Source organism: Salinivibrio sp. ML198, assembly GCF_001996015.1.
GTDB lineage: Bacteria > Pseudomonadota > Gammaproteobacteria > Enterobacterales > Vibrionaceae > Salinivibrio > Salinivibrio siamensis.
The window spans coordinates 62,622-84,728 of record NZ_MUEZ01000005.1; the positions used below are offsets into that span (position 1 = coordinate 62,622).

The 22,107-nt window shown below is 52.1% G+C and carries 21 protein-coding genes and 5 tRNA genes; 13 read left to right on the forward strand and 13 right to left on the reverse strand.

Annotated elements, in window-relative coordinates:
* Window positions 1-132 precede the first annotated feature (132 nt).
* On the forward strand, window positions 133-987 hold the full coding sequence (locus BZG25_RS04660; protein ID WP_077638602.1) for a co-chaperone YbbN: 855 nt from the start codon (window positions 133-135) through the stop codon (window positions 985-987).
* Between the two features lie 3 nt (window positions 988-990).
* Here the strand turns inward: BZG25_RS04660 and cueR are convergent, their stop codons facing one another.
* Window positions 991-1,452 (reverse strand): Cu(I)-responsive transcriptional regulator, encoded by a 462-nt coding sequence (cueR, locus tag BZG25_RS04665; protein WP_077638603.1) that lies wholly within the window; start codon window positions 1,450-1,452, stop codon window positions 991-993.
* A gap of 103 nt (window positions 1,453-1,555) precedes the next feature.
* On the opposite strand from cueR, the gene BZG25_RS04670 reads away from it, so the two are divergent.
* Window positions 1,556-4,369 carry a cation transporter gene (locus BZG25_RS04670; RefSeq protein WP_077638604.1) on the forward strand — a complete coding sequence of 938 codons (2,814 nt, stop codon included), beginning with the start codon at window positions 1,556-1,558 and terminating at the stop codon, window positions 4,367-4,369.
* Window positions 4,370-4,381: 12 nt separating this feature from the next.
* Complete coding sequence (locus BZG25_RS04675) at window positions 4,382-4,819, forward strand: DUF411 domain-containing protein (RefSeq protein ID WP_077638605.1); 438 nt, start codon at window positions 4,382-4,384, stop codon at window positions 4,817-4,819.
* 126 nt (window positions 4,820-4,945) lie between these two features.
* Here the strand turns inward: BZG25_RS04675 and BZG25_RS04680 are convergent.
* Both BZG25_RS04680 and BZG25_RS04685 read right to left on the reverse strand, forming a co-directional pair.
* Window positions 4,946-5,022, reverse strand: a tRNA-Pro gene (locus tag BZG25_RS04680).
* A gap of 127 nt (window positions 5,023-5,149) precedes the next feature.
* Window positions 5,150-5,226 (reverse strand) — tRNA-Pro (locus BZG25_RS04685).
* 308 nt (window positions 5,227-5,534) lie between these two features.
* On the opposite strand from BZG25_RS04685, the gene BZG25_RS04690 reads away from it, so the two are divergent.
* Both BZG25_RS04690 and smrA read left to right on the forward strand, forming a co-directional pair.
* Window positions 5,535-5,672 (forward strand): DUF3149 domain-containing protein, encoded by a 138-nt coding sequence (locus tag BZG25_RS04690; RefSeq protein ID WP_046073685.1) that lies wholly within the window; start codon window positions 5,535-5,537, stop codon window positions 5,670-5,672.
* 145 nt (window positions 5,673-5,817) lie between these two features.
* Window positions 5,818-6,402, forward strand: a complete 585-nt coding sequence (smrA, locus tag BZG25_RS04695) for a DNA endonuclease SmrA (RefSeq protein ID WP_077638606.1) — start codon at window positions 5,818-5,820, stop codon at window positions 6,400-6,402.
* Window positions 6,403-6,471: 69 nt separating this feature from the next.
* On the opposite strand, the gene BZG25_RS04700 is transcribed toward smrA, so the two are convergent.
* The 10 genes from BZG25_RS04700 to hemA form a co-directional block, all read right to left on the reverse strand.
* Entirely contained in the window at window positions 6,472-7,089 is a 618-nt protein-coding gene (locus tag BZG25_RS04700) for a LysE family translocator (protein WP_077605845.1), read from the reverse strand.
* A gap of 17 nt (window positions 7,090-7,106) precedes the next feature.
* Entirely contained in the window at window positions 7,107-7,580 is a 474-nt protein-coding gene (gene ybaK, locus BZG25_RS04705; protein WP_077485376.1) for a Cys-tRNA(Pro) deacylase, read from the reverse strand.
* Between the two features lie 97 nt (window positions 7,581-7,677).
* Window positions 7,678-9,351, reverse strand: coding sequence for a bifunctional UDP-sugar hydrolase/5'-nucleotidase UshA (gene ushA, locus BZG25_RS04710; protein WP_077605844.1), 1,674 nt, complete (start codon window positions 9,349-9,351; stop codon window positions 7,678-7,680).
* A gap of 272 nt (window positions 9,352-9,623) precedes the next feature.
* Entirely contained in the window at window positions 9,624-10,970 is a 1,347-nt protein-coding gene (locus BZG25_RS04715) for a Na+/H+ antiporter NhaC family protein (protein ID WP_077638607.1), read from the reverse strand.
* A 257-nt stretch (window positions 10,971-11,227) separates the two neighbouring features.
* Window positions 11,228-12,079, reverse strand: a complete 852-nt coding sequence (kdsA, locus tag BZG25_RS04720; RefSeq protein WP_077638608.1) for a 3-deoxy-8-phosphooctulonate synthase — start codon at window positions 12,077-12,079, stop codon at window positions 11,228-11,230.
* Window positions 12,080-12,110: 31 nt separating this feature from the next.
* Window positions 12,111-12,920, reverse strand: coding sequence for a SirB1 family protein (locus BZG25_RS04725; RefSeq protein WP_077605842.1), 810 nt, complete (start codon window positions 12,918-12,920; stop codon window positions 12,111-12,113).
* 2 nt (window positions 12,921-12,922) lie between these two features.
* Complete coding sequence (locus BZG25_RS04730; RefSeq protein WP_077606005.1) at window positions 12,923-13,306, reverse strand: SirB2 family protein; 384 nt, start codon at window positions 13,304-13,306, stop codon at window positions 12,923-12,925.
* A 31-nt stretch (window positions 13,307-13,337) separates the two neighbouring features.
* Window positions 13,338-14,183: a peptide chain release factor N(5)-glutamine methyltransferase gene (gene prmC / locus BZG25_RS04735; RefSeq protein WP_077638609.1), complete on the reverse strand. Its 846-nt coding sequence runs from the start codon at window positions 14,181-14,183 to the stop codon at window positions 13,338-13,340.
* Window positions 14,183-15,271, reverse strand: a complete 1,089-nt coding sequence (gene prfA / locus BZG25_RS04740) for a peptide chain release factor 1 (RefSeq protein WP_077605840.1) — start codon at window positions 15,269-15,271, stop codon at window positions 14,183-14,185. The genes prmC and prfA overlap by 1 nt, the downstream gene beginning before the upstream one ends.
* Before the next feature lie 11 nt (window positions 15,272-15,282).
* Entirely contained in the window at window positions 15,283-16,542 is a 1,260-nt protein-coding gene (gene hemA, locus BZG25_RS04745) for a glutamyl-tRNA reductase (RefSeq protein WP_077638610.1), read from the reverse strand.
* A gap of 298 nt (window positions 16,543-16,840) precedes the next feature.
* On the opposite strand from hemA, the gene lolB reads away from it, so the two are divergent.
* From lolB to BZG25_RS04785, 8 genes are all read left to right on the forward strand, one after another.
* The gene (gene lolB, locus BZG25_RS04750) at window positions 16,841-17,431 is read left to right on the forward strand and encodes a lipoprotein insertase outer membrane protein LolB (RefSeq protein ID WP_077638611.1); all 591 of its coding nucleotides are present in this window, start codon (window positions 16,841-16,843) and stop codon (window positions 17,429-17,431) included.
* Window positions 17,424-18,281, forward strand: a complete 858-nt coding sequence (gene ispE / locus BZG25_RS04755) for a 4-(cytidine 5'-diphospho)-2-C-methyl-D-erythritol kinase (protein ID WP_077638612.1) — start codon at window positions 17,424-17,426, stop codon at window positions 18,279-18,281. The genes lolB and ispE overlap by 8 nt, the downstream gene beginning before the upstream one ends.
* A 32-nt stretch (window positions 18,282-18,313) precedes the next feature.
* The gene (locus BZG25_RS04760; RefSeq protein ID WP_046073862.1) at window positions 18,314-19,261 is read left to right on the forward strand and encodes a ribose-phosphate pyrophosphokinase; all 948 of its coding nucleotides are present in this window, start codon (window positions 18,314-18,316) and stop codon (window positions 19,259-19,261) included.
* Between the two features lie 193 nt (window positions 19,262-19,454).
* Window positions 19,455-20,045, forward strand: a complete 591-nt coding sequence (gene pth, locus BZG25_RS04765; RefSeq protein ID WP_077638613.1) for an aminoacyl-tRNA hydrolase — start codon at window positions 19,455-19,457, stop codon at window positions 20,043-20,045.
* A 24-nt stretch (window positions 20,046-20,069) separates the two neighbouring features.
* A complete protein-coding gene (gene ychF, locus BZG25_RS04770; protein WP_077599572.1) occupies window positions 20,070-21,161 on the forward strand; it encodes a redox-regulated ATPase YchF in 1,092 nt (363 codons plus the stop codon).
* A 270-nt stretch (window positions 21,162-21,431) separates the two neighbouring features.
* Window positions 21,432-21,508: transfer RNA gene (locus BZG25_RS04775), tRNA-Met, on the forward strand.
* Between the two features lie 52 nt (window positions 21,509-21,560).
* Window positions 21,561-21,647: transfer RNA gene (locus tag BZG25_RS04780), tRNA-Leu, on the forward strand.
* Window positions 21,648-21,664: 17 nt separating this feature from the next.
* Window positions 21,665-21,739, forward strand: a tRNA-Gln gene (locus BZG25_RS04785).
* Window positions 21,740-22,107: the final 368 nt, after the last annotated feature.

The window sequence follows — 22,107 nt, forward strand, 5'->3', positions numbered from 1 at the left end:
GCCTGTTACGTTTCGCCCCTTTTCGTCTTTAGGTACGATCCACCATCACACGCCCAAATACACGCCCAGTTGCTTGAATTTCTGCACGTTTGCCCCCACCCTTAAGGAAAATCCACTTGGTCAGGATCCATGATGAACGCAAACTATATCGTCGAATTAACCGAGCATAATTTTCAGCAGATTCTCGAGTCGTCGTCTCGCACGCCGGTGCTGGTGTACTTCTGGGCGAACATGATGCCTGAAAGCGTGGAGCTTAAGCCCACGGTTGAACAAATTGCTCACGACAGCCATGGCAGCTTTACGCTGGCTACTATCGACTGTGAAGCGCAGCAGCTTATTGCCGCGCAGTTTGGCGTGCGTGCGCTGCCAACCTTGGCGCTGTTTAAAGACGGTCAACCTGTGGATGGCCTTGCCGGCCCGCAAAATGAAGAGACCGTGCGCGAGATGCTTAACAAGCATTTGCCCAGCCCAGAAGATCAAGCGTTTGAGCAAGCGCGTCAGCTCATGGCCGAAGGCAATTACACCGATGCCTTGGTGATTTTAAAGCCACTGGAAACCAGCCACGGCGATAAAGGCGAGTATAAGTTGGCGATGGCAGAATGCTTGGTCGAGACTCATCAGTTTGATGCGGCGCAAGCGCTGCTGGATACCGTGCTGATGCAAGACCAAGACGCGACCTACAAAAGTTTGGTGGCAAAAATTGAGCTGCATAACCAAGCGGTTGATGCCCCTGAAATTCGCCGTCTGCAGGCCCAACTCGAAGAGAACCCAGACGATGCCAACGTCGCCTATGAATTGGCGGTGCAATTTAATCAGATTAATCGCAGTGAAGAGGCGCTGGAGTTACTGATGAACATTCTTCGCCGCGATATGAACCATGCCGAGGGTGAAGCTAAGAAAACCCTGATGGATATTCTTACCGCACTCGGCCAAGGCAATGAAGTGGCATCGCGTTATCGTCGTCAGCTCTACTCGCTGCTTTACTAATGGTTAGTTTGTCAGGGACGATTCAGTCTCTGACGCGCAACAACTTGAGGAGCTGGGGTCTAACTCACCTAGCTCACTGTCTCCGCGCAGTGCTTCGATGATCGGGCACTGCGCATCTCCATCACCGGGGCACGCTTGGGTGAGCGCTTGAAGGGTGGTTTTCATCGCCGCCAGTTCCGTGATTTTCTCATCAATTTCTACCAGTTTACTTTCGGCGCGCGCTTTGACATCGGCACTGCGTAACGACGGATCGCGCGATAACGCCAATAAATCCGCACTTTCTTCCAAGGTAAACCCCACCAATCGTGCACGGCGGATCATTTGCAGCTCATTGATATGTTGCTCGCGATAATCGCGATAGCCGTTCTCCGCTCGATGCGGTGGCGTGATCAGCCCTTTCTGCTCATAAAAGCGAATGGTTTTGCTGGTTAAGCCGGTTTTCTCTGCCACTTGTTGAATTTTCATTTTACTCGCTTGACCTTCCAGTTGCTATAAGGTTTACAGTTTAGCCTAACTGAAGTTGCGACAATCGCCAACATCGAATGACGTCAGGCGATAAGGAGAGGCAATGACCACCACCGACACTAACATCACCTACTACACACTGCCGCTGAGTGGCTTAAGCTGCCAAGGCTGTGTGAAAAAAGTGACAAAAGCGCTTGAGGATATCGACGGGGTTCGCATTGAGGACATTGATACCCAGTCAGTGTCATTAGAAGCCCTGGGTGAGAGCACTGAGTACCCGCTACGCCAAGCGGTTACCGCGATTGAAGCGCTCGGCTATCAGGTCGGCTACCGTCACTACTTCACCTTAAGTGGGCTAAACTGCGGCCGTTGTGTGGCCAAAGTCGAAGCAGCGCTGGACGAGCAGCCCACGGTGTTTTCTCATTCGGTGAGTAAAACAGAGGCGCACGTCCACACCAGCTTAACTGCTGATACGTTGATTAAAATGGTTGATCAGCTCGGCTATCAGGCTGAGCTTGCCACCAACGATGACCAAAGCGCTCACACTGACCATGACGCAACCTCAGACATGGACAGTGATAAAGAGTCAGACGCCGAGCCCAGTGACAGTTCACACAACCGCTCCGCCGCTTCTGGCTCTGAACAAGCGCATTCATCCAGCGATGACACCGCAAAAACTACCAACCAGACGACCCGTCAGCAATACGTATTATCAGGAATGACCTGTGCTAGCTGTGTAAGCAGTGTCGAAAACGCGATCAACAGCGTTGATGGTGTGGCCAATGTAAGTGTGAATCTGGCCGAGCGCAGTGCGATTGTAAAAGGCAACGCCACACCTGACGCCATCGTTGAGGCCGTGGAAAACGCTGGCTATGGCGCAGAGAAAGTCGAGGATGACAATGATCGTCGCGAGCGCCAGCAGCACCAACAAGCCGCCGAGTTAAAAAACTTTAAACGCAGCACGATCGCTGGCTTGGGCCTGGGTGGCCCGATAATGGCTTGGGGGATATTGGGTGGCAGCATGACCATTCAATCCAACCAAGATCAGTGGGCGTGGGGCGCGGTGGCCATCCTTACCCTCTTGCTGCTCGCCACCGGGGGCCGTCATTTCTTCGCCAATGCCTGGCAAGCACTGAAGCACAAACGTGCCACCATGGATACCTTGGTGGCGCTCGGGACAGGCGCGGCATGGCTGTATTCTACTGCGGTGGTGCTTGCCCCTGCCCTGTTCCCCGAACAGGCTCGTCATGTGTACTTTGAAGCCTCAGCGATGATCATTGGTTTAATCAGCTTAGGCCACGCGATTGAAGCGCGTGCGCGTGCCAATACCTCCAAAGCGCTTGATCAGCTACTTGATTTGCAGCCGCCCACGGCGTTGGTTATCGAGAACGGCCAGGAGACGGAGCGCCCGCTTGATGAAATTAAACAAGGGATGACGCTACGGGTAAAACCGGGGGCGAAAGTGCCGGTAGATGGCGAAGTGGTCGATGGCAACAGCTATATCGATGAGTCGATGCTCACGGGTGAACCCGTGCCGGTCAGCAAACAACAGGGAGACACCCTGCACGCCGGGACAGTCAACCAAAAAGGGAGCTTGACGTTTAAAGCCACCGGCGTCGGTAGCGATACCATGCTGGCGCGTATTATCGATTTGGTGCGCGAAGCTCAAAGCAGTAAACCCGAGCTGGCCAAGCTTGCCGACCGCATTTCCGCGGTGTTTGTACCGATCGTGGTCGCCATTGCGTTGGTCACAGCGGCTATCTGGTATGTTGTCGGCCCCGAGCCGTCGGTCAGCTACATGCTAGTCACCGCCACCACGGTGCTAATTATCGCGTGTCCATGTGCGCTTGGCCTCGCCACGCCTTTATCGGTCACCGCGGCGGTCGGTCGCGCTGCCGAAGTCGGGGTATTAATTCGTGATGCGGATGCGCTACAAACCGCGGCCAAACTCCACACTTTGGTCTTTGATAAAACCGGGACATTGACACGCGGCCAGCCGGAAGTGACCAATGTAAAAGCGATTAACGACGACCAAGCGCGCTTGATGGCGATCGCCGCCTCGCTGGAGCAACACTCCGAGCACCCGCTGGCACAGGCCATTGTTAATTATGCCAAGGCACAGGATCTCTCGCTGCCAACGTCAAACGACTTTAACAGCGAATCTGGCAAAGGGATCCAGGCGCAGATTGATGGTACGCGTTACTTCATTGGCAACCAAGCCTGGATGGACGCACAAGGGATCGAGACTTCCTCCCATCAAAGTGACATTGATGCCATGACTCAGCGTGGCGAGACCGCTATCTATCTTGCCAATGCAGACAGTGTGCAAGCGCTGATTGGCGTCAGTGACCCCATTCGTGACGATGCGATTGACGCTGTGGCTAACCTGCAATCGCAAGGCCTCGAAGTGATCATGCTCTCTGGTGACCACCCTGATACCGCCAATGCCATTGGTCGTCAGCTAGGGATTGATCACGTGATTGCTGGGGTGCTACCCGATGAGAAATCGGAACAGATTCAACAGCTGCAACAGCAAGGCAAGCGCGTCGCTATGGTTGGTGATGGCATTAATGACGCCCCTGCACTTGCACAAGCCGATGTGGGTGTCGCTATGGGCAGTGGCAGTGACATTGCCATAGAAAGTGCGCAAATCACTCTAATGCACCAGCACCTCGGCGCTCTCGCCAACGCGATTGCTTTGTCTCAAGCCGCCGTGCGCAATATGAAGCAGAACCTCTTTGGTGCCTTTATTTATAACACCTTAGGGATCCCAGTCGCTGCCGGCATCCTTTACCCATTCACTGGCATGTTGCTCAGCCCAGTTATCGCAGGGGGCGCAATGGCGCTATCTTCGATTACGGTGGTGACCAACGCCAATCGACTACGTTTTTTCAAAATAAAATCAGACGATAAGTAACAAGGAGCGATAATGAAGCGTTTACAACTACTTGTAGCAACAGTGGGTCTAATGAGCGCCTCGGCAATGGCCGCGAGCGGTGTGGTGTATAAATCTCCCAGCTGTGGCTGTTGCGATGACTGGGTTGAGCATATGGAGCAAGCCGGTTTTGAGCTAGAGGTCAAACCGCATGATGATATGGCATCCATCAAGCAAGAGATGGGTGTGCCTGCCGATATGCAGTCGTGCCACACCGCACGCATCAACGGCTATGTGATTGAAGGGCATGTGCCAGCCAAAGAGGTGAAAAAACTTCTCGCTACCAATACTGGGTTAGAAGGCCTAGCAGTGGCCGGCATGCCGATGGGCTCGCCGGGTATGGAATATGGTGACCGCCACCAGCCTTACACGGTGATGGCGTTTGATGACGAAGGCAACACACAAGCCTTCCAGCATTACCCAAAACCATAAGCTCACCGTCAGCATAACGAAAAAACCCCAGCCTCTCGGCTGGGGTTTCTTATTGGTCGGTGAAGAGGGATTCGATTGGACCGGCTTCCGGACCCCGACTAAATCCGCTCTCCACTACCCGAATAGTGGTCGGTGAAGAGGGATTCGAACCCCCGACCCTCTGGTCCCAAACCAGATGCGCTACCAAACTGCGCTATTCACCGTTAATGCTTTTTACGTCAACCAAGTAACCTTCGATCACTCAGCTTTAAAATAATGGTCGGTGAAGAGGGATTCGATGCGACCGGGCTTCCGGCCCCCGACCCAATACGCTCTCCACTACCTGAATAATGGTCGGTGAAGAGGGATTCGAACCCCCGACCCTCTGGTCCCAAACCAGATGCGCTACCAAACTGCGCTATTCACCGACATCTCTGACAAGTTTTACGAATAGGTATCAAACTTGTCAAGCAGCTCAGTATGCGTTTAAGTGCATCCTGCCTGCTGAGGTCGCCTATCATACTCAAGCATCGCGAAACCTCAAGCCCTAGCGGCGTATTTTTTCATTCAACCACTTTAAACGGTGAAACTCGCATCAGTTGCGCGCAGTTTGTGATCAGATCGTTGTTAACAAATGTTGATAATTTGTTCGCCATTTATCTTGATCCTGATCAGTATTCAACCTGCTTCCTATTGGCATCCTGACCCTACATTAACGGATACGAGGGTACAGACTATGGACTTTTGGCTTGATCTACTTTTCGGCAACGCCGTGGGCTTGTCATCCATGATTGTCATCATCTGTACATTTGGCCTGATCAGCTTTTTCGGCGGCTATTTTGTCTACAAGGTGATGACTTCCAAACCTCAATAACCTGTTTTATTGCCTACCTATCTTTAAGCAAACTTGCTTAACCTAGAGTTGCATGGTTGGTCACAGAGTGTGACTCTAGGTTTCTTTTTTTATTTTCGTTTATACTGTCCCCAAATGACTCCACGACGCACATGGCAATGTAGTGATGAGTGATAAAAACGAATTTGAGCTGTTCCGAGAAATGATGTCAGATGTCGCGCCCATCAAGCAGGACACGGTTGAGGATCAAACAGGATCGCACCAGCCTACTGAAGCCCAGCTTGCACGCCAACAGGCCGCGCAAAAATTGGCAAACAGCGACCCTGAATATCTGTCACTCGAGTACGCGCACATGGTAAAACCCGACGAGGTAATGGCCTACAAGCGTGATGGTGTTCAAGATGGGGTGTTTCGCAAGCTGCGACTCGGCAAATATGACATCAACGCACGGCTGGATCTGCACAAGATGTCATTAGAAAAAGCCCGCGATGAAATTTTACGCTTTTTAAAACAAAGCCAGCGCATGGATGTGCGCACCGTGATCATTGTGCATGGAAAAGGCGAGCGCAGTAACCCACCGGCAATGATGAAAAGCTATGTCTGTCAGTGGCTACAACAAATTTCAGACGTGCTCTGCTACCATTCGGCTCTGCGTCACCAAGGCGGTACCGGCGCGTTGTATGTGATGCTCAAAAAAAGCCAAGAGAAGAAGCTAGAAACCCGCGAGCGCCACTTAAGCCACCGCCCCTAAATGCAAAAAGACTGGCTAGCTGCCAGTCTTTTTAATAACGCGTCCGTCTGCATCCCTTGCAGCATCTCGCTATTGCAGCGTAACCACCACACGCACGGCTAATGCAATCAATACCACGCCCGAGAGCTTATCCACCCACGCGCCATGGTGACGTAGCTTGTCAACAATGGCTGGGCTGGATAACAAAAAGGCAATCAGGGTGTACCAAAGCCCATCAATCAATAATGGCGTCAACACAATCACACTACGGCTAAATAAATCCGTGCCCACCGCAACAAACTGGCTAAACAAGGCAATAAAAAACAGGGCCAGTTTGGGGTTGAGCATTGAGATCATCGCCCCATCGCGTGCCGCCTCACCTAAACTGGCGGGTTGTCCCGCTTCTAATTTAGCCGCAACCCCACCTTTACTCAGCAAGGACTTCACCCCTAACCAAGCAAGGTAGCCAGCGCCGGCATAGGCAATAATGGTGAAGAGCAACGGGGACTGCTTAAAAATAACCGCCAACCCTAGCATGGTAATGAGCGCATAGAGGCCTACCCCCAATGCATGCGCCCATGAAGCGACAATGCCATGTAAGCGACTATTGGCAAGACTATGCTTTGCCATTACCACCAAGCTAGGACCTGGCGACATCGCCCCTAGCATACAAACCAACGCGAGCGACGCCCAAATGGTAAGTGTCATCTGTGTATCCTTCTTATTTATTCGCCAATCGCGGCATAATGCCCTGCAGTTAAAGACAGCAGATCATCCGGTGAGAGTTCGATTTCCAGTCCACGCCGCCCAGCACTGACGCAAATGGTCTCAAACTGCTGTGCGGAGCTGTCGACAAATGTCGGTAACCGCTTTTTCTGGCCTAGGGGGCTGATCCCGCCCACCAGATAGCCTGTTGTGCGCTGTGCCACTTGCGGATCGGCCATGGTCGCTTTCTTGCCACCCGCCGCTTTGGCAGCGGCTTTTAGATTGAGGCTGCCCTTCACTGGGACAACCGCCACCGCCAACTGCTTGCTGTCACCATTAATACAAAACAACAGTGTTTTGAATACCCGAGCAGGGTCTTGCCCTAACGCTTGGACAGCTTCTTCTCCAAAATTAAGGTTATTCGGATCGTGCTGGTACTGGTGAACTTCAAACGCAATGCTTTGTTTTTCTGCTAATTTGATTGCAGGCGTCATCGTCTTCCCACTTGTTTGTAAACCAGCCACTAATAATTACATAAAAAAAGCGGCACCGCATCGGTACCGCTTTTTATTCTGACAATCTTGCAGCCGTTTATTTGTAAACGATCTCGCCTTGTGGCGCATAGTCGTTGACATCGATTGGGCTGTTGTCTTCCAGATAGTCTTTCAGTACTTCTGCATCAACAAAGCCAGTGTTGACGTTACCAGGGTGGTTAGTCAGTTTTGGATAGCCATCGCCGCCCGCAGCATTAAAGCTTGGCACGGTGAAGCGATAGGTTTTATCCATATCAATTGGCTCACCGCCAATCTTCACGTCATGGACTTTACCGTCTTCAACGACCATCGACAGACCCGCAAATTGCGCATAGGCACCCGAATCAACTGGCTTGGTTCCTACCACATTCAGGTAATCCATCACTTCTTTACCACTCATGTCGGTATAGGTGACCATATTGCCAAATGGTTGCACTTTGAGCACGTCTTTGTAGGTGATGTCGCCGGCAATGATTGAATCACGCACACCGCCTGAGTTCATGACCGCAAAGTCGGCTTTGGCGCGCTCCATGTGAGCGGTTGCAATCAGACGACCTAAGTTCGTCTGCTGGAAGCGCACAATGTTGCGATCGCCCACTAACTTGCCGTTGCTCTCGGCAATTTTCACGCTTAGTTTCTCTTGGCCTTTGTCTTGGTAAGGCTTCAAGAAATCATACAGCGCTTGGTCTTTTTCAATTTCATCTTGAATAAAGACGCGTTTTTTCTCGCCATCAACCTTAATTTTCTTCTTCAGGTTAACTGGGATCAGGTCATAGCTAACCAGGCTAAGGTCGCCGTTTTGGAATTCAAATTCCGCTTTACCGACGTACTTACCCCACTCGTGGGCTTGCATAATCCACGCGCCATTTTGTTGGTCCGGCGTACAGGCATCACCAGGCTCGAAGCTCTTGTTATACATGTTCGGGCCTTCCATACACACCGGCTCTTGTGAGTGGCCGCCGATGATAAGGTCTAGATCACCCTCATCCATGTAACGTGCTAGCGCCACATCGCCTGGGGCGTTAACACCACTTTTACCGTCTGCGTAGTGACCCATGTGGGTCGCCGCAATAATGATGTCAGGCTTCTCGGTTTCTTTGAGCTTGGCGATCACTTTTTTCGCTTCCGCTTTCGGGTCTCGGAAGTCGAGCGAGCCAATGTATTCTGGGTTACCGATTTTGGCCGTATCTTCGGTGGTCAGACCCACAACCGCAATTTTCAACCCATTGCGCTCAAACATCTCGTAAGCTTGATACTTACGTTCACCGGTTTCTTTGTCGTAAATGTTGGCAGAAAGCATCGGGAAGTCCGCCCACTGCATTTGCTGTTCAAGCACGCTAAGCGGGTTATCGAACTCATGGTTACCGATAGCCATCGCATCGTAACCAATTTGGGTCATGCCTTTAAAATCAGGCTCCGCTTGCAGCAAATCTGACTCTGGTACACCGGTATTGATGTCGCCGCCCGACAGTAGCAGTACTTGGCTGCCTTCCGCTTTGGCTTCTGCGCGCAGATCATCAATCAAGGTTTTACGTGCTGCCATGCCGTATTCGCCATAGCGGTTGTGCCAGAAACGACCGTGGTGATCGTTAGTATGAAGAATGGTGAGTTTATACGTGGTATCTGGCGCCCAGCCTTGCTCTTGTGTCTCTGAACCAGAGTTGGCACAGCCTGCCAATGATGCAATTAACGCAGCGCTGACCGCTGCCTTTAAACAAAGACGTTCCTTCATGATCATAGACCTTTTTAGCGATGGATAAACCACCATCGACATCATTGTCGGTGGTTATAAAACGCTATCTAGTCTAAAAGAATTGATGCTATGGTGCTGAGTGATTTCATATTTTTGTTGCTGCGATCACCTTACAACGCCTAGCTAAGGCGACTTTGGTGATCGAGACAAAATTTCTAGAGCCTGCACTCTAGACGGATCAAAAACGGCGCAGCCTTTGCTTACCTCTCTAGGCAAGAAAAGGCTGCACCGTTAGGTGCCCACAACCGCAATTAAGCGCGACGCGCTTGCCACCATCGGCGGCTAATCACCGCAATCACTGCGGACGCTGCGAGGAAGAAACAGTAGTAAGAGTGACTAACAATCACCAACGGCGACAAACCAAAGCTGGCACCAAGTAGCAGGATTTGTGCGCCATAAGGGATCAGGCCTTGTACCACGCAGGAAAAGATATCCAGCAAGCTGGCACTGCGTTTGGCCGGCACCGCGTGCTCACTGGCAATGTTTTTCGCCACTTGCCCAGAGACCACTATCGCGACCGTGTTGTTGGCGGTACACAAGTTGGAAAAAGACACTAACAAGGCAATACCAAATTCACTCGCGCGGGAGTGATGCGAGCCACGTTTTTTCTCAAAGCGGGCGATCACTCGATTGACCGCTTGGGTCAAAAAGCTCAGCCCGCCTTGGCAGCGCATAAGCTCGGCTATTCCGCCAATCATCAGCGACAGGACAAAGATTTCTTGCATGCTGGCAAAACCTGCTTTGACCTCTTGGCTGAAAGTCAGCAGCGTGAAGTCTGGGGTGCTCATTAACCCCACACACAGCGCCAATGCAATCCCAGCGGTGAGCACCACAAACACGTTTAATCCCGCCAGCGCCAATACAATGATCGACAAATAGGGTAATACCGCCAGATAGTTAATACTCTCTGGTGCGTCAACGGGTGCGCTTTGGTTGTTAAACACAAACAGAATAATCGCGGCAACCGCGGCGGGAATGGCTATCCCCACGTTCTCTTTGAATTTGTCACGCATGCTACAGCCTTGTGAGCGCGTTGCAGCGATGGTGGTGTCAGAGATAAAAGAAAGGTTATCACCAAACATTGCCCCGCTTAGCAGCACACCGGCCATTACGGCTGGTGCCTGCCCCGTGGCTGTCGCCATGTTCAATGCAAACGGTGCTAATGCGGCAATGGTGCCCATTGAGGTGCCCATTGCCGTTGAGATAAACGCCGCAATCACAAATAGCCCGGGTAAAATCAAGCTTTCTGGGATCAGGGTCAGTCCGAGGTTAACCGTGGCCTCTACCCCACCCGTGGCATCGGCGACCGCGGAAAAAGCACCGGCGAGCAAATAAATCAAGCACATGGCAATAATATCGCCGTGCCCCATACCGCGAATAAATTGTTCAATGGCGGTGTTCAGACGCTCACGGCTCAAGCCAATGGCCAAAATCACTGCTGGCAGAATAGCAACGTGCGCAGGAAGCTGATAAAACGCGTAGTCCGCACCTTCTAGGGTAAAATACACGCCCGCCCCGATAAAAAGGGTTAAAAATAAAAGGAGGGGGAGGAGTGCGAGCGCTGAGGGTCGCGGTGTGGTGTTTGCTGATGTTGTCATGGCAGTTTTTGTAATACCTCTTTTAAAACTGTGATCAAGGTTACAGACCTCTAGCCGTCCAGTCAACAAATGGACGTCTAAACATCTAAATATCTTGATTGCTTGTCTAGATTGCTGACGGATTGCTCAGTTAATAACTCTGAATTCGTGCTTGGGTGCACGCGATCACTTCGTCATGCCTGCCATATCGTGTGTACGCAGATACAAAAAAAGCTGCCATTTCGGCAGCTTTAGTATCGGTATCGATCGACCGTCAATTAGCGGATATCGATCTCTTCAAAGTTTTTAATCACATCATCCAGCGCTTTCATTTGTGCCAGGAACGGCTCAAGCTTGTCCAGTGGCAGCGCTGACGGCCCATCACAACGCGCATTGTCTGGGTCTGGGTGCGCTTCGATAAACAAGCCGGCAATTTTGGTGCCTAAACCCGCACGAGCCAGATCAACCGTTTGTTGACGGCGTCCACCCGATGCCGCGCCTTGTGGATCACGGCACTGCAGCGCATGGGTAACATCAAAAATGATCGGGCTGCCGTTAGAGGCTTTTTTCATCACATCAAAGCCCAGCATATCCACCACCAAGTTATCGTAACCGTGGCAGCTACCACGCTCACACAAGATCACCTTCTCGTTATCGCACTCGGCAAATTTGTCGACGATGTTGCCCACTTGTCCAGGGCTCATAAACTGGGGTTTTTTAACGTTGATCACCGCATCCGTTTTGGCCATGGCCTCAACCAAGTCAGTCTGACGTGCGAGGAAGGCCGGCAGTTGGATCACATCTGCCACTTCTGCTACGGGTGCTGCTTGATATTGCTCGTGGATGTCAGTAATCACTTTGACGCCGAAGGTGCTTTTTAGCTCTTCAAAGATCTTAAGCCCCTCTTCCATGCCAGGGCCACGGTAAGAGTGCACTGACGAGCGGTTCGCTTTGTCGAATGAAGCTTTAAACACATAGGGAATGCCAAGCTTATCGGTGACCTTGACGTAATGCTCACATATTTGCATGGCCAAATCGCGTGACTCCAGCACATTCATGCCAGCAAACAAGGTAAACGGGCGATCATTGGCAACCGGTGTATCGCCAATGTGGACGGTTTTTTGCGTCATACAGGTATCCTTAGTCATGCGTCATCACGCATCAATGTAACGTCGGTTGCTCTTCGTTAAGCGCTTTTACTTGCATTTTTAGCAGCTCTGCTGCCGGGTCATCCGGGCATTGCTCAATAAAATACTCGTAATCAGTCGCCGCCACACGATCACAATCCAATTGTTGGAAAATATAGCCGCGGTCGCGAATTTCGTAAGGATCATCAGGGCTAAAGGTCAGCGCCAGCTCACTACAACGCAGCGCCATGGCATACTTTTCTTCCCGTAACAAAGCACTTTTCGCCACGGTCAGCCAACGGCCGATAATGGTTGGGTTGTCACTGGACTGCAAGTGCGACGCTTCAAGCTCGGCAAGTGGCCCTTGGCTCCCTTTGAGCCAGCCACGCAAAATACGCTCGTTAACACGCTCGCCGTTAAACGGGTTGATGAAAACGGGGGCGTCCTCTAATTCATCAATACGCAGTACGAGCTGGCTGGGAAACGCCATTGGTTTAACGGGCAACGACAAGCGCTCGCACAGGTATAAGAAGACGGCGCCCAACGAGGCTGGGATCCCAGTTTTACGCTCTAACACCTTATTAATAAAAACATTGTCAGATGAAAAATACTGCTCAATGTCTCCTTTAAATTGCCACTGGTGATAAAACAGACGACACAGGCCATCTAGGCGTAACGCCATATCAGGCTCGGCACCAAGCTGATGCTCTGCTTCGTCGGCAAGACGGTCCAGTGACGCTTTCACTTGATGCACATCGACAGACGGGTCGATGGCATGGTTGAGGGTTGCAGCCCCTTCAGCCAGTGTCAGCGCGTCTAGTTGTTGATCGGTTAATGGCATCATGCTTATCCCATTAAGTGAGGAACTTTCATAAGGGCAAGGTTAGCCGCAGCATACGCCCACCCCAGCGCACCCAAGAAGGCCACGGTGCGGAATAGCTTGCCTCGGCTGTAGTGTAAGGCGACAAAGCCCAAAGCAATGTAAGCTAAGACACAGGTCAGCTTTTCAGTCAGCCACGCGCCAGATTCGGTGAAGGGAATAAACCCGGTCACAAAAATCAGCGCAACACCGGTGCTTAGTAATAGGGTATCGACCACGTGCGGGGTGACCTTAACCCATTTTTTATTCATCATCTCACTGCCACGCATCACCCAGATAAATCGGATCACGAATAACGAAAGGCTTAACACCACGGTCAATAAGTGGGTGTGCTTGAGGGCCATGTAGATCATAACGATTCCTGCTTCCTATCAGTGTCAGTTAAAGTCGCTGTGCCAAGGTGACTCTATCGAGCCCAGCGTAGTCTTGTTGTGTTTTGGCATCGGGCCAGCCGGCGTCTTTCCATGCCGCCCGGACCGCTTCGCCTTGATTGTAACCATGCTCGACCATCAACCAGCCCCCATCGACCAGGTACGTGGGCGCAATTTTACCGATATGACGAATCGCGGCTAAGCCACTTTCTTCGGCTACCAAGGCACTGGCAGGCTCAAAGCGGACATCGCCTTGCTGAAGGTGTGGATCATCGCCATCAATGTACGGTGGGTTACTCACAATCACGTCAAACCGATTCATATCACTGAGTGCGCTGAACCAGTCGCTTTGAATAAAATGTGCGTTTGAGAGGTGGTTGTCGTGCGCATTTCGGCTTGCCAAGGCCACCGCTTCAGGCATCAAGTCAACCCCCACGACAGTGATATCGGGGCGCTCGCTGGCAATGGCTAAGGCCACGGCGCCCGTCCCTGTACCTAAATCCAGTACACGACAAGGCGTCGGAGGTAGCACGGCCAGCGCTTGCTCCACCAGCAGCTCGGTTTCCGGGCGCGGGATCAAGGTCGCCGGTGAGACACTGAGTCGTAGCGTCCAAAAATCGCGATAGCCCAAAATATACGCCACGGGTTCACCTTGGAGGCGACGAGCAAACAACTGACGAAATTGCGCCAATTGTGCTGCAGTGAGTTTGCGCTCTGGCCAGGTGTAAAGGTAACTGCTTGGCTGGCCTAACACATGGCAGAGCAACGCCCTGACGTCGACGCCTGCAGAGCCTCCCGATAAGGCGGTCAGCTCTGTGGTGCTATCGGCCAGTAATGCGCTGATCGTTGCTGTCATTACTGCTGCTCAGACAAAGCGGCAAGTTGGTCGGCTTGGTGCTCTTGAATCACCGGGTCGACCAAGCTATCCAGGTCACCTTGCATCACATCGTCGAGGCGATACAAAGTCAGGTTGATTCGGTGATCCGACACCCGCCCTTGCGGATAGTTGTAGGTGCGAATCCGGTCTGAGCGGTCGCCCGAGCCCAACAGGTTGCGGCGCGTTGACGCCTCTTCTGCGGCGCGCTTTTCTTCTTCCGCCTTAATCAAACGTGCCGCCAATACCGACATCGCTTTGGCGCGGTTTTTGTGTTGTGAGCGCTCATCCTGACATTCCACCACTGTACCAGTCGGCAAGTGAGTAATACGAATGGCAGAATCTGTGGTGTTGACGTGCTGACCACCGGCACCGGATGCACGGAAGGTGTCAACTTTCAGATCGGCTGGATTAATCTCCGGCGCTTCCGCTTCTGGGATTTCTGGCAAAATCGCTACAGTACAGGCCGAGGTATGCACGCGCCCTTGTGACTCCGTGGCTGGCACGCGTTGTACACGATGGCCGCCAGATTCAAACTTCAGCACACCATACGCGCCTTCACCGGCAACACGGGCAATCACTTCTTTAAAGCCGCCGTGCTCCCCTTCACTGGCACTAATAATTTCCAGTTTCCAGCCGCGTTGCTCAGCATAACGGCTATACATGCGGAATAAATCCCCAGCAAAAATCCCAGCTTCATCTCCACCGGCACCGGCACGAATTTCCAGGAAGCAGTTGCGGTCATCGTTCGGATCTTTTGGCAGCAGCAGGATCTGGAGCTGATCGGTCAGTGATGCAATGGTTTGTTCAGCCTGCGCCACTTCTTCTTGCGCCATTTCACGCATCTCTGCGTCATCTTCGTTGGCCATCTCTTTTGCAGCCGCTAAGTCTTCTTGCGCTTGCTTGAACTCAGTGAAGCACTTGATCACCTCTTCCAGCTGCGAATACTCTTTCGACAACGCGCGGAATTTGTTCTGATCATTAATGATGTCTGGGGTGCCGAGCAGGTGCTGGACTTCTTCGTAACGCTCAGATAGCGACTCTAGCTTGGCTAATATTGATGCTTTCATATGTCTCTTCGTTAGTTGTCACTGTCCAGCCCCAGACAAACACGCATCACCGCCAGTTTATCTGGTTCACCATTTTGTGCAGCTTGCTGCATCGCCTGCGTGGGGGGGTGGATCAGTTTATTGGTCAGACGGTTACTCAGCTGGCGTAATACGCTTTCTGCGTCAGCGCCATTGGCTAGAGCCTGAATACTTTGCTCCAATTCCGCCTGTTTAATGTGTTCAGACTGTGTACGATACTGCTTGATACTGTCTACCGCTTCGCGTGAGCGCAGCCAGCGCATAAAATCAGCACTCTCTTCGGTCACAATCACTTCGGCTTGAATCGCCGCTAACTTTCGCTGCTCGCGGTTGTGCTCCACAATCGACTGTAAGTCATCCACGCTGTATAGGTACGCGTCAGCAAGATTGCCTACACCCTCATCAATATCACGCGGCACGGCTATATCAATCAGCAACATGGGTTGGTGTCGCCGCTGTTTCAAGGCTTTTTCTACCATCGCTTTTTCAATCAATGGCATGGGCGCGGCCGTTGAGCTAATCACAATGTCGGCGTGGCAGAGTTGCTCCGGGAGAGCCTCAAGCCCCGCTACCTTAGCATCAAATTGCTCGGCGAGTGCCTGCGCACGAGATTGCGTGCGGTTAGCAAAAATAATCTGACTACATTGGTGCTCTTTTAAATGCCTGGCCACCAGCTCAATGGTCTCGCCAGCGCCCACGAGCAAGGTGGTTACGTCGGATAACGACTCAAAAATCTGGCGCGCCAATGTGCACGCGGCAAAGGCCACTGATACCGCATTACCGCCAATCTCGGTCTCGGTACGGACCCGCTTCGCCACCGCAAACGCTTTATGAAACAATTTCTCCAATGAGCCAGAAATCATTCCCGCCTCACCCGCACTGGCATACGCTTGCTTGACCTGCCCCAGTATTTGCGGCTCGCCTAACACCAAGGAGTCTAACCCGCACGCTACCCGCATCAGGTGCTTCACCGCGGACTGCTCTTCATGGTAATAAATGCTGGCCATCAGGCTGTCGCTACTGAGCTGATGAAAGCGCGTCAGCCACTCAACCAATACCCCAACACCCGGCTGGTTTAGCTCCGCATAAATCTCAGTACGGTTGCAGGTTGAAACGATCACGCAACTGCGCACCTGTGGATGCTCGGAAAGCTGCCCTAACGCCTGCTCAAGTTGTTGCGGCGAAAAGGCGACCTTTTCCCGCAGCTCGACGGGGGCCGTTTTGTGATTAATTCCGAGAACTAACAGGCTCATGAAGCGTTGTTACCGACAGCACCAGTAAGGATTGGAGCGGAGGATTTTACTTGATGCCCCCCGCGAATTAAAGCGAACATTGTATCGCAGCATTTTCGTGGCACGGAAATGTGAAGCCTCGCGAGATCGATGTAAAGGTATACAACAGCTAACATGGCTTTATTTCCTCCACACAACCAAGCGCTTGACTGGCTTCTCTCCGTCCGGCGCTTGTGGCAAAGTAGCGTTACACAGCGATTGGGGTCGACTAACGACAACAACCGGTCGGTTGACGAAAACAAAAAGGATACTCGGTTTGATGTTCTCCTCTGTACGCGTGAGCGTCTTGGCACTGTTTTTAGCGCTACTCGCGGGGTGTGCCACCGCGCCAGCCCCGACCACGGAATGGCAAAGCCATCACGATGCCCTTGCGTCGATAGATAGCTATACGGCACGGGGTAAGGTCGCATTTATTGCCCCTAGCACGCGCTTTTCCGCCAATCTCTATTGGCAGCATACCCCCGAGCAGTCTCAACTGCGCCTGACCAATTTTCTCGGGACTACCTTGCTGTCGTTAACCATGAATGAACAAGGTGCGGTCTTGATTGATGACCAAGGTAAGCACTATCAAGATACCGATCCGGCCCGTTTGGTCGCCTATTTGACCGGTGCCCATTTACCCATCGACGCGCTTGCACCTTGGCTGATTGGGCTGCCGCGCGCTCAAGATAGTTTTTCGCTGGGGCCAGACAACCGTGTCGCGATCCTCAAAGGGTCGCAAGGCTGGGACATTGACTATCAAGATTACCGTGCTGATACGCAGCCTGCGCTACCCACACGTATTACCCTAACCCGAGACCAGCAAACCGTTAAGTTGATGATTTCTGATTGGACGCTCGATAATGACTAAACCCACCTTTTGGCCCGCGCCAGCCAAACTTAACTTATTTCTCTACATCACTGGCCGTCGTGACAATGGCTATCATGAGCTGCAAACCCTGTTTCAGTTTCTCGACCATGGCGACACACTGGCTATTACGCCAAACGCAAGTGGTAAGATCAGCCTCAGCACCGCAATAGAGGGAGTCAGTGAAAACGACAACTTGATTGTCAAAGCCGCGAAAGCGTTGCAGCAGCATACCGGGTGCCAACAAGGCGCACACATTGACGTGGAAAAACGCCTTCCCATGGGCGGCGGTCTGGGCGGTGGATCATCCGATGCCGCCACCACACTGGTTGCACTCAATCATTTATGGCAAACCCAAGTCAGTCAACAAACGCTGGCGCAACTGGGCCTGACGCTGGGCGCTGATGTACCGATTTTCATTTATGGCCAGGCGGCAGTGGCTGAAGGCATTGGAGAGGTCTTTACGCCAGTTGCGCCACGCGAGAAATACTACTTGGTGGTAAAACCTGACGTGTCTATTTCCACCGCTGCAATTTTCACTCACCCTCAGTTGCAACGAAACACGCCAAAGCGCACAGTTTCTGCGCTAATGGCACAAAATTACGAAAACGATTGCGAAAAGATAGCCCGGAAACAATTCCCCGAGGTTGATAAGGCTGTTTCGTGGCTGCTAGAATACGCGCCGTCTAGGATGACTGGGACAGGCGCGTGCGTGTTTGCCGAGTTTGACACCGCACAAGATGCCCAGGCCACACTCGACACTATACCTAACTGGCTGACAGGGTTTGTTGCACGTGGGTTGAATCGTTCACCCCTACTCGATGCGCTGCAGCAACAAACCGTCGGTCAGTGACTACTAAATGGATGCAACCCGAGGTTTCCACCGTGCCTGATATGAAGCTGTTCGCTGGTAACGCGACACCCGTTCTCGCCCAACGTATCGCAAACCGTCTTTACATGTCACTGGGTGACGCCACTGTAGGCCGTTTTTCTGACGGTGAAGTGTGCGTTCAGATTAACGAGAATGTGCGCGGTAGTGACGTGTTCGTCCTCCAGTCCACCTGCGCCCCGACCAATGACAACTTAATGGAACTGGTCGTGATGATAGACGCGTTTCGACGTGCATCGGCTGGCCGCATAACCGCTGTTATCCCTTACTTTGGTTATGCCCGTCAAGACCGCCGCGTACGCTCCTCTCGTGTTCCTATCACCGCAAAAGTCATTGCAGATTTCCTTTCTAACGTGGGTGTTGACCGCGTCCTTACTGTCGATCTCCACGCTGAACAAATCCAAGGCTTCTTCGACGTGCCTGTCGATAACATCTTTGGTACCCCTGTTCTGCTTGAAGACATGCTGGCGAAGAACCTGGAAGATCCCGTGGTTGTGTCTCCTGACATTGGCGGCGTGGTGCGCGCACGCGCCACTGCGAAACTGCTGGATGACACTGACATCGCGATTATCGACAAGCGCCGTCCACGTGCCAACGTCTCACAAGTGATGCACTTGATTGGCGACGTTGAAGGCCGTGACTGCATCATCGTTGATGACATGATTGATACCGGTGGCACCCTGTGTAAAGCCGCCGAAGCGTTGAAAAACCGCGGCGCTAAGCGTGTCTTCGCGTACGCGACTCACCCCGTTTTCTCTGGCGATGCCCCGAAGAATATCGCTGAGTCTGTGATTGATGAAATCGTGGTAACTGACTCTACCCCACTGAGCGCCGAGATCCAGGCCACTGGCCGCGTATCGCAATTAACGCTCTCTGGCATGCTGGCCGAAGCGATTCGCCGCATCAGCAACGAAGAGTCTATCTCTGCGATGTTTAACTCGTAAGCTAGCCACCAGGCATTGAGTTAACCACAGCAACAGCGCCTAAGCGCCCTGCCCTTGTGCAGGGTGTTTTTTTATCTGCCATTTGCCGGTGCTGGCTCGACCCTTTAGTCACAACAATGGTAGGATATGTCGCCTTTTTGCGTGGGCGCGATGCTCACCGGCTACGATGAGTAGACAGATAGCGAGAAACGTCGTGAGTAATCAGATCCGCTTACTAGTTGGATTGGCCAATCCAGGGCCAGAATATGCCCAAACACGCCATAACGCGGGCGCTTGGGTCGTGCAAGAGCTTGCGCGGATCCACAATGCGCCGTTGAAAGAAGAAAAAAAATTCTTTGGTTTGACGGGCCGTATCAATGTCCACGGACACGATCTACGTTTGTTGATCCCAACCACGTACATGAATTTGTCCGGGAAAGCCGTGCAAGCACTGGCGAATTTTTACAATATTCCCGTCGACGCCATCATGGTGGCGCATGACGAACTAGACTTACCACCCGGTGTGGCCAAGTTTAAACAAGGTGGTGGGCACGGTGGCCATAATGGCCTGCGTGACATCATCAGCAAACTGGCAAATGATAAATCATTTTATCGACTCCGGATTGGTGTTGGCCATCCGGGTCACAAGGATAAGGTGGCGGGATATGTGCTTACCAAAGCCCCCGCCAATGAGCAAAGCCTGTTAGAACAGGCCACTGACGAGGCTGTTCGCAGTCTTGACATACTGCTCGAAGACGATCTTGCTAAAGCGCAAAATCGTTTACATACCTTCAAAGCACAGTAATTTTGATTAAAGGGTTACCATCTCATGGGTTTTAAATGTGGCATCGTGGGCCTACCAAACGTAGGTAAATCCACACTATTTAACGCACTGACCAAAGCGGGCATTGACGCCGCTAACTTTCCATTTTGTACCATCGAGCCAAACACAGGCGTGGTGCCTGTGCCTGACTTACGCTTGGATGCGTTAGCCAAGATTGTGAACCCACAAAAAGTGCTACCGACCACCATGGAGTTTGTCGATATCGCCGGCTTGGTCGCGGGTGCATCACGCGGTGAAGGCCTGGGTAACAAATTCCTGGCTAACATCCGTGAAACCGACGCCATTGGCCATGTGGTGCGCTGTTTTGAGAATGACAATATTGTCCATGTATCAGGCAAAGTCGACCCTGCTGATGACATTGCCGTGATTAACACCGAACTGGCGCTCGCCGATTTAGAAAGCTGTGAGCGCGCGATGCAGCGCAACGCTAAAAAAGCCAAAGGCGGCGATAAAGACGCCAAGTTTGAGCTGACGGTATTGGAAAAACTGCTGCCCGTGCTGGAAGAAGGCAACATGTTGCGCTCGGTCGAGTTGAGCAAAGAAGAAGCCGCCGCGGTGCAGTATCTTAACTTCTTGACGCTCAAACCCACCATGTACATTGCCAACGTTAACGACGATGGCTTTGAAAACAACCCTTACCTGGACAAAGTACGTGAGATTGCCGCGCAAGAAGGTGCCACTGTGGTAGCCGTGTGTGCGGAAATTGAGGGCGAAATTGCCGAGCTGGACGCTGAAGAAGCGGCCGCGTTCCTGGATGAAATGGGCCTTGAAGAGCCAGGCCTTAATCGCGTTATTCGCGCCGGTTACGAGCTGCTTACCTTGCATACCTATTTCACCGCTGGTGTCAAAGAAGTACGTGCGTGGACGGTGCCGATCGGCTCTACCGCGCCACAAGCGGCAGGTAAAATCCACACCGACTTTGAAAAAGGCTTTATCCGTGCCGAAGTGGTTGGCTATGATGATTACATTGCTAACAATGGCGAAAGTGGTGCCAAAGATGCCGGTAAGTGGCGTCTGGAAGGCAAAGAGTACATTGTTAAAGACGGCGATGTCATTCACTTCCGTTTCAACGTTTAACGCGCAAGCGTTAAACCCCTCTGGGTGTGTTGTCGAGACCCCACCCTATTGATTTTGAGCCAGCCTGCGGGCTGGCTTTTTTTTATTTGAATCGCGCTAGCCACAGGCTAAACGTAAGCCTTGGACGCATATTGTTGGCAAAACCAGCACAAACTGGTGATTATTACAGCCAACGAGATGAAAATCATAAAAAAATGGGTAGCCATACTTGACGCTCAGGCTCTCGATCCGCATAATCCGTTCCGTCTTAAGGCTTTCGCCTTACAGCGTGGCTACGTAGCTCAGTTGGTTAGAGCACATCACTCATAATGATGGGGTCACAGGTTCGAATCCCGTCGTAGCCACCATTTATTTTTGTAATTTGGCAGCGTTTTTTTATTGCCGAGTTACCCACCTTTTGCGGAGGTGGCGGAATTGGTAGACGCGCTAGCTTCAGGTGCTAGTGTCCGAAAGGACGTGAGGGTTCAAGTCCCTCTCTCCGCACCAAGTTAGGCAACGCCTACTGGGGTATCGCCAAGCGGTAAGGCAACGGGTTTTGATCTCGTCATTCCCAGGTTCGAATCCTGGTACCCCAGCCATATAAAAAAGCCCACACCTTGTGGGCTTTTTGCGTTTAGCGCCATCAAAATGACTTCCCACTATTTCCCAGCTTGTTGATGTTCATTCCGAGCCAACTCATCCTAACAACGTTTCTTTCCGTCTACTTACGAATAGGGCAATAGGTATTCCACTACTAAGGCCACGCAATAGCGCGCAGAGCATTGTCTGGCTCTCTTATATCATTGTAATTGCCATGAAGGGCTCAGAGTGGCATCGATGATGCTCAACATCTGCGACACATGCGCGTCTATCGGTGTGCCTTTGCCGTAGAAGCCGTGCACCGAGCAAGAGATGTTTACTGCGATATGCTCGAGGAGCGCTTTGAGGCGGTTACAAGTTTGGCCAC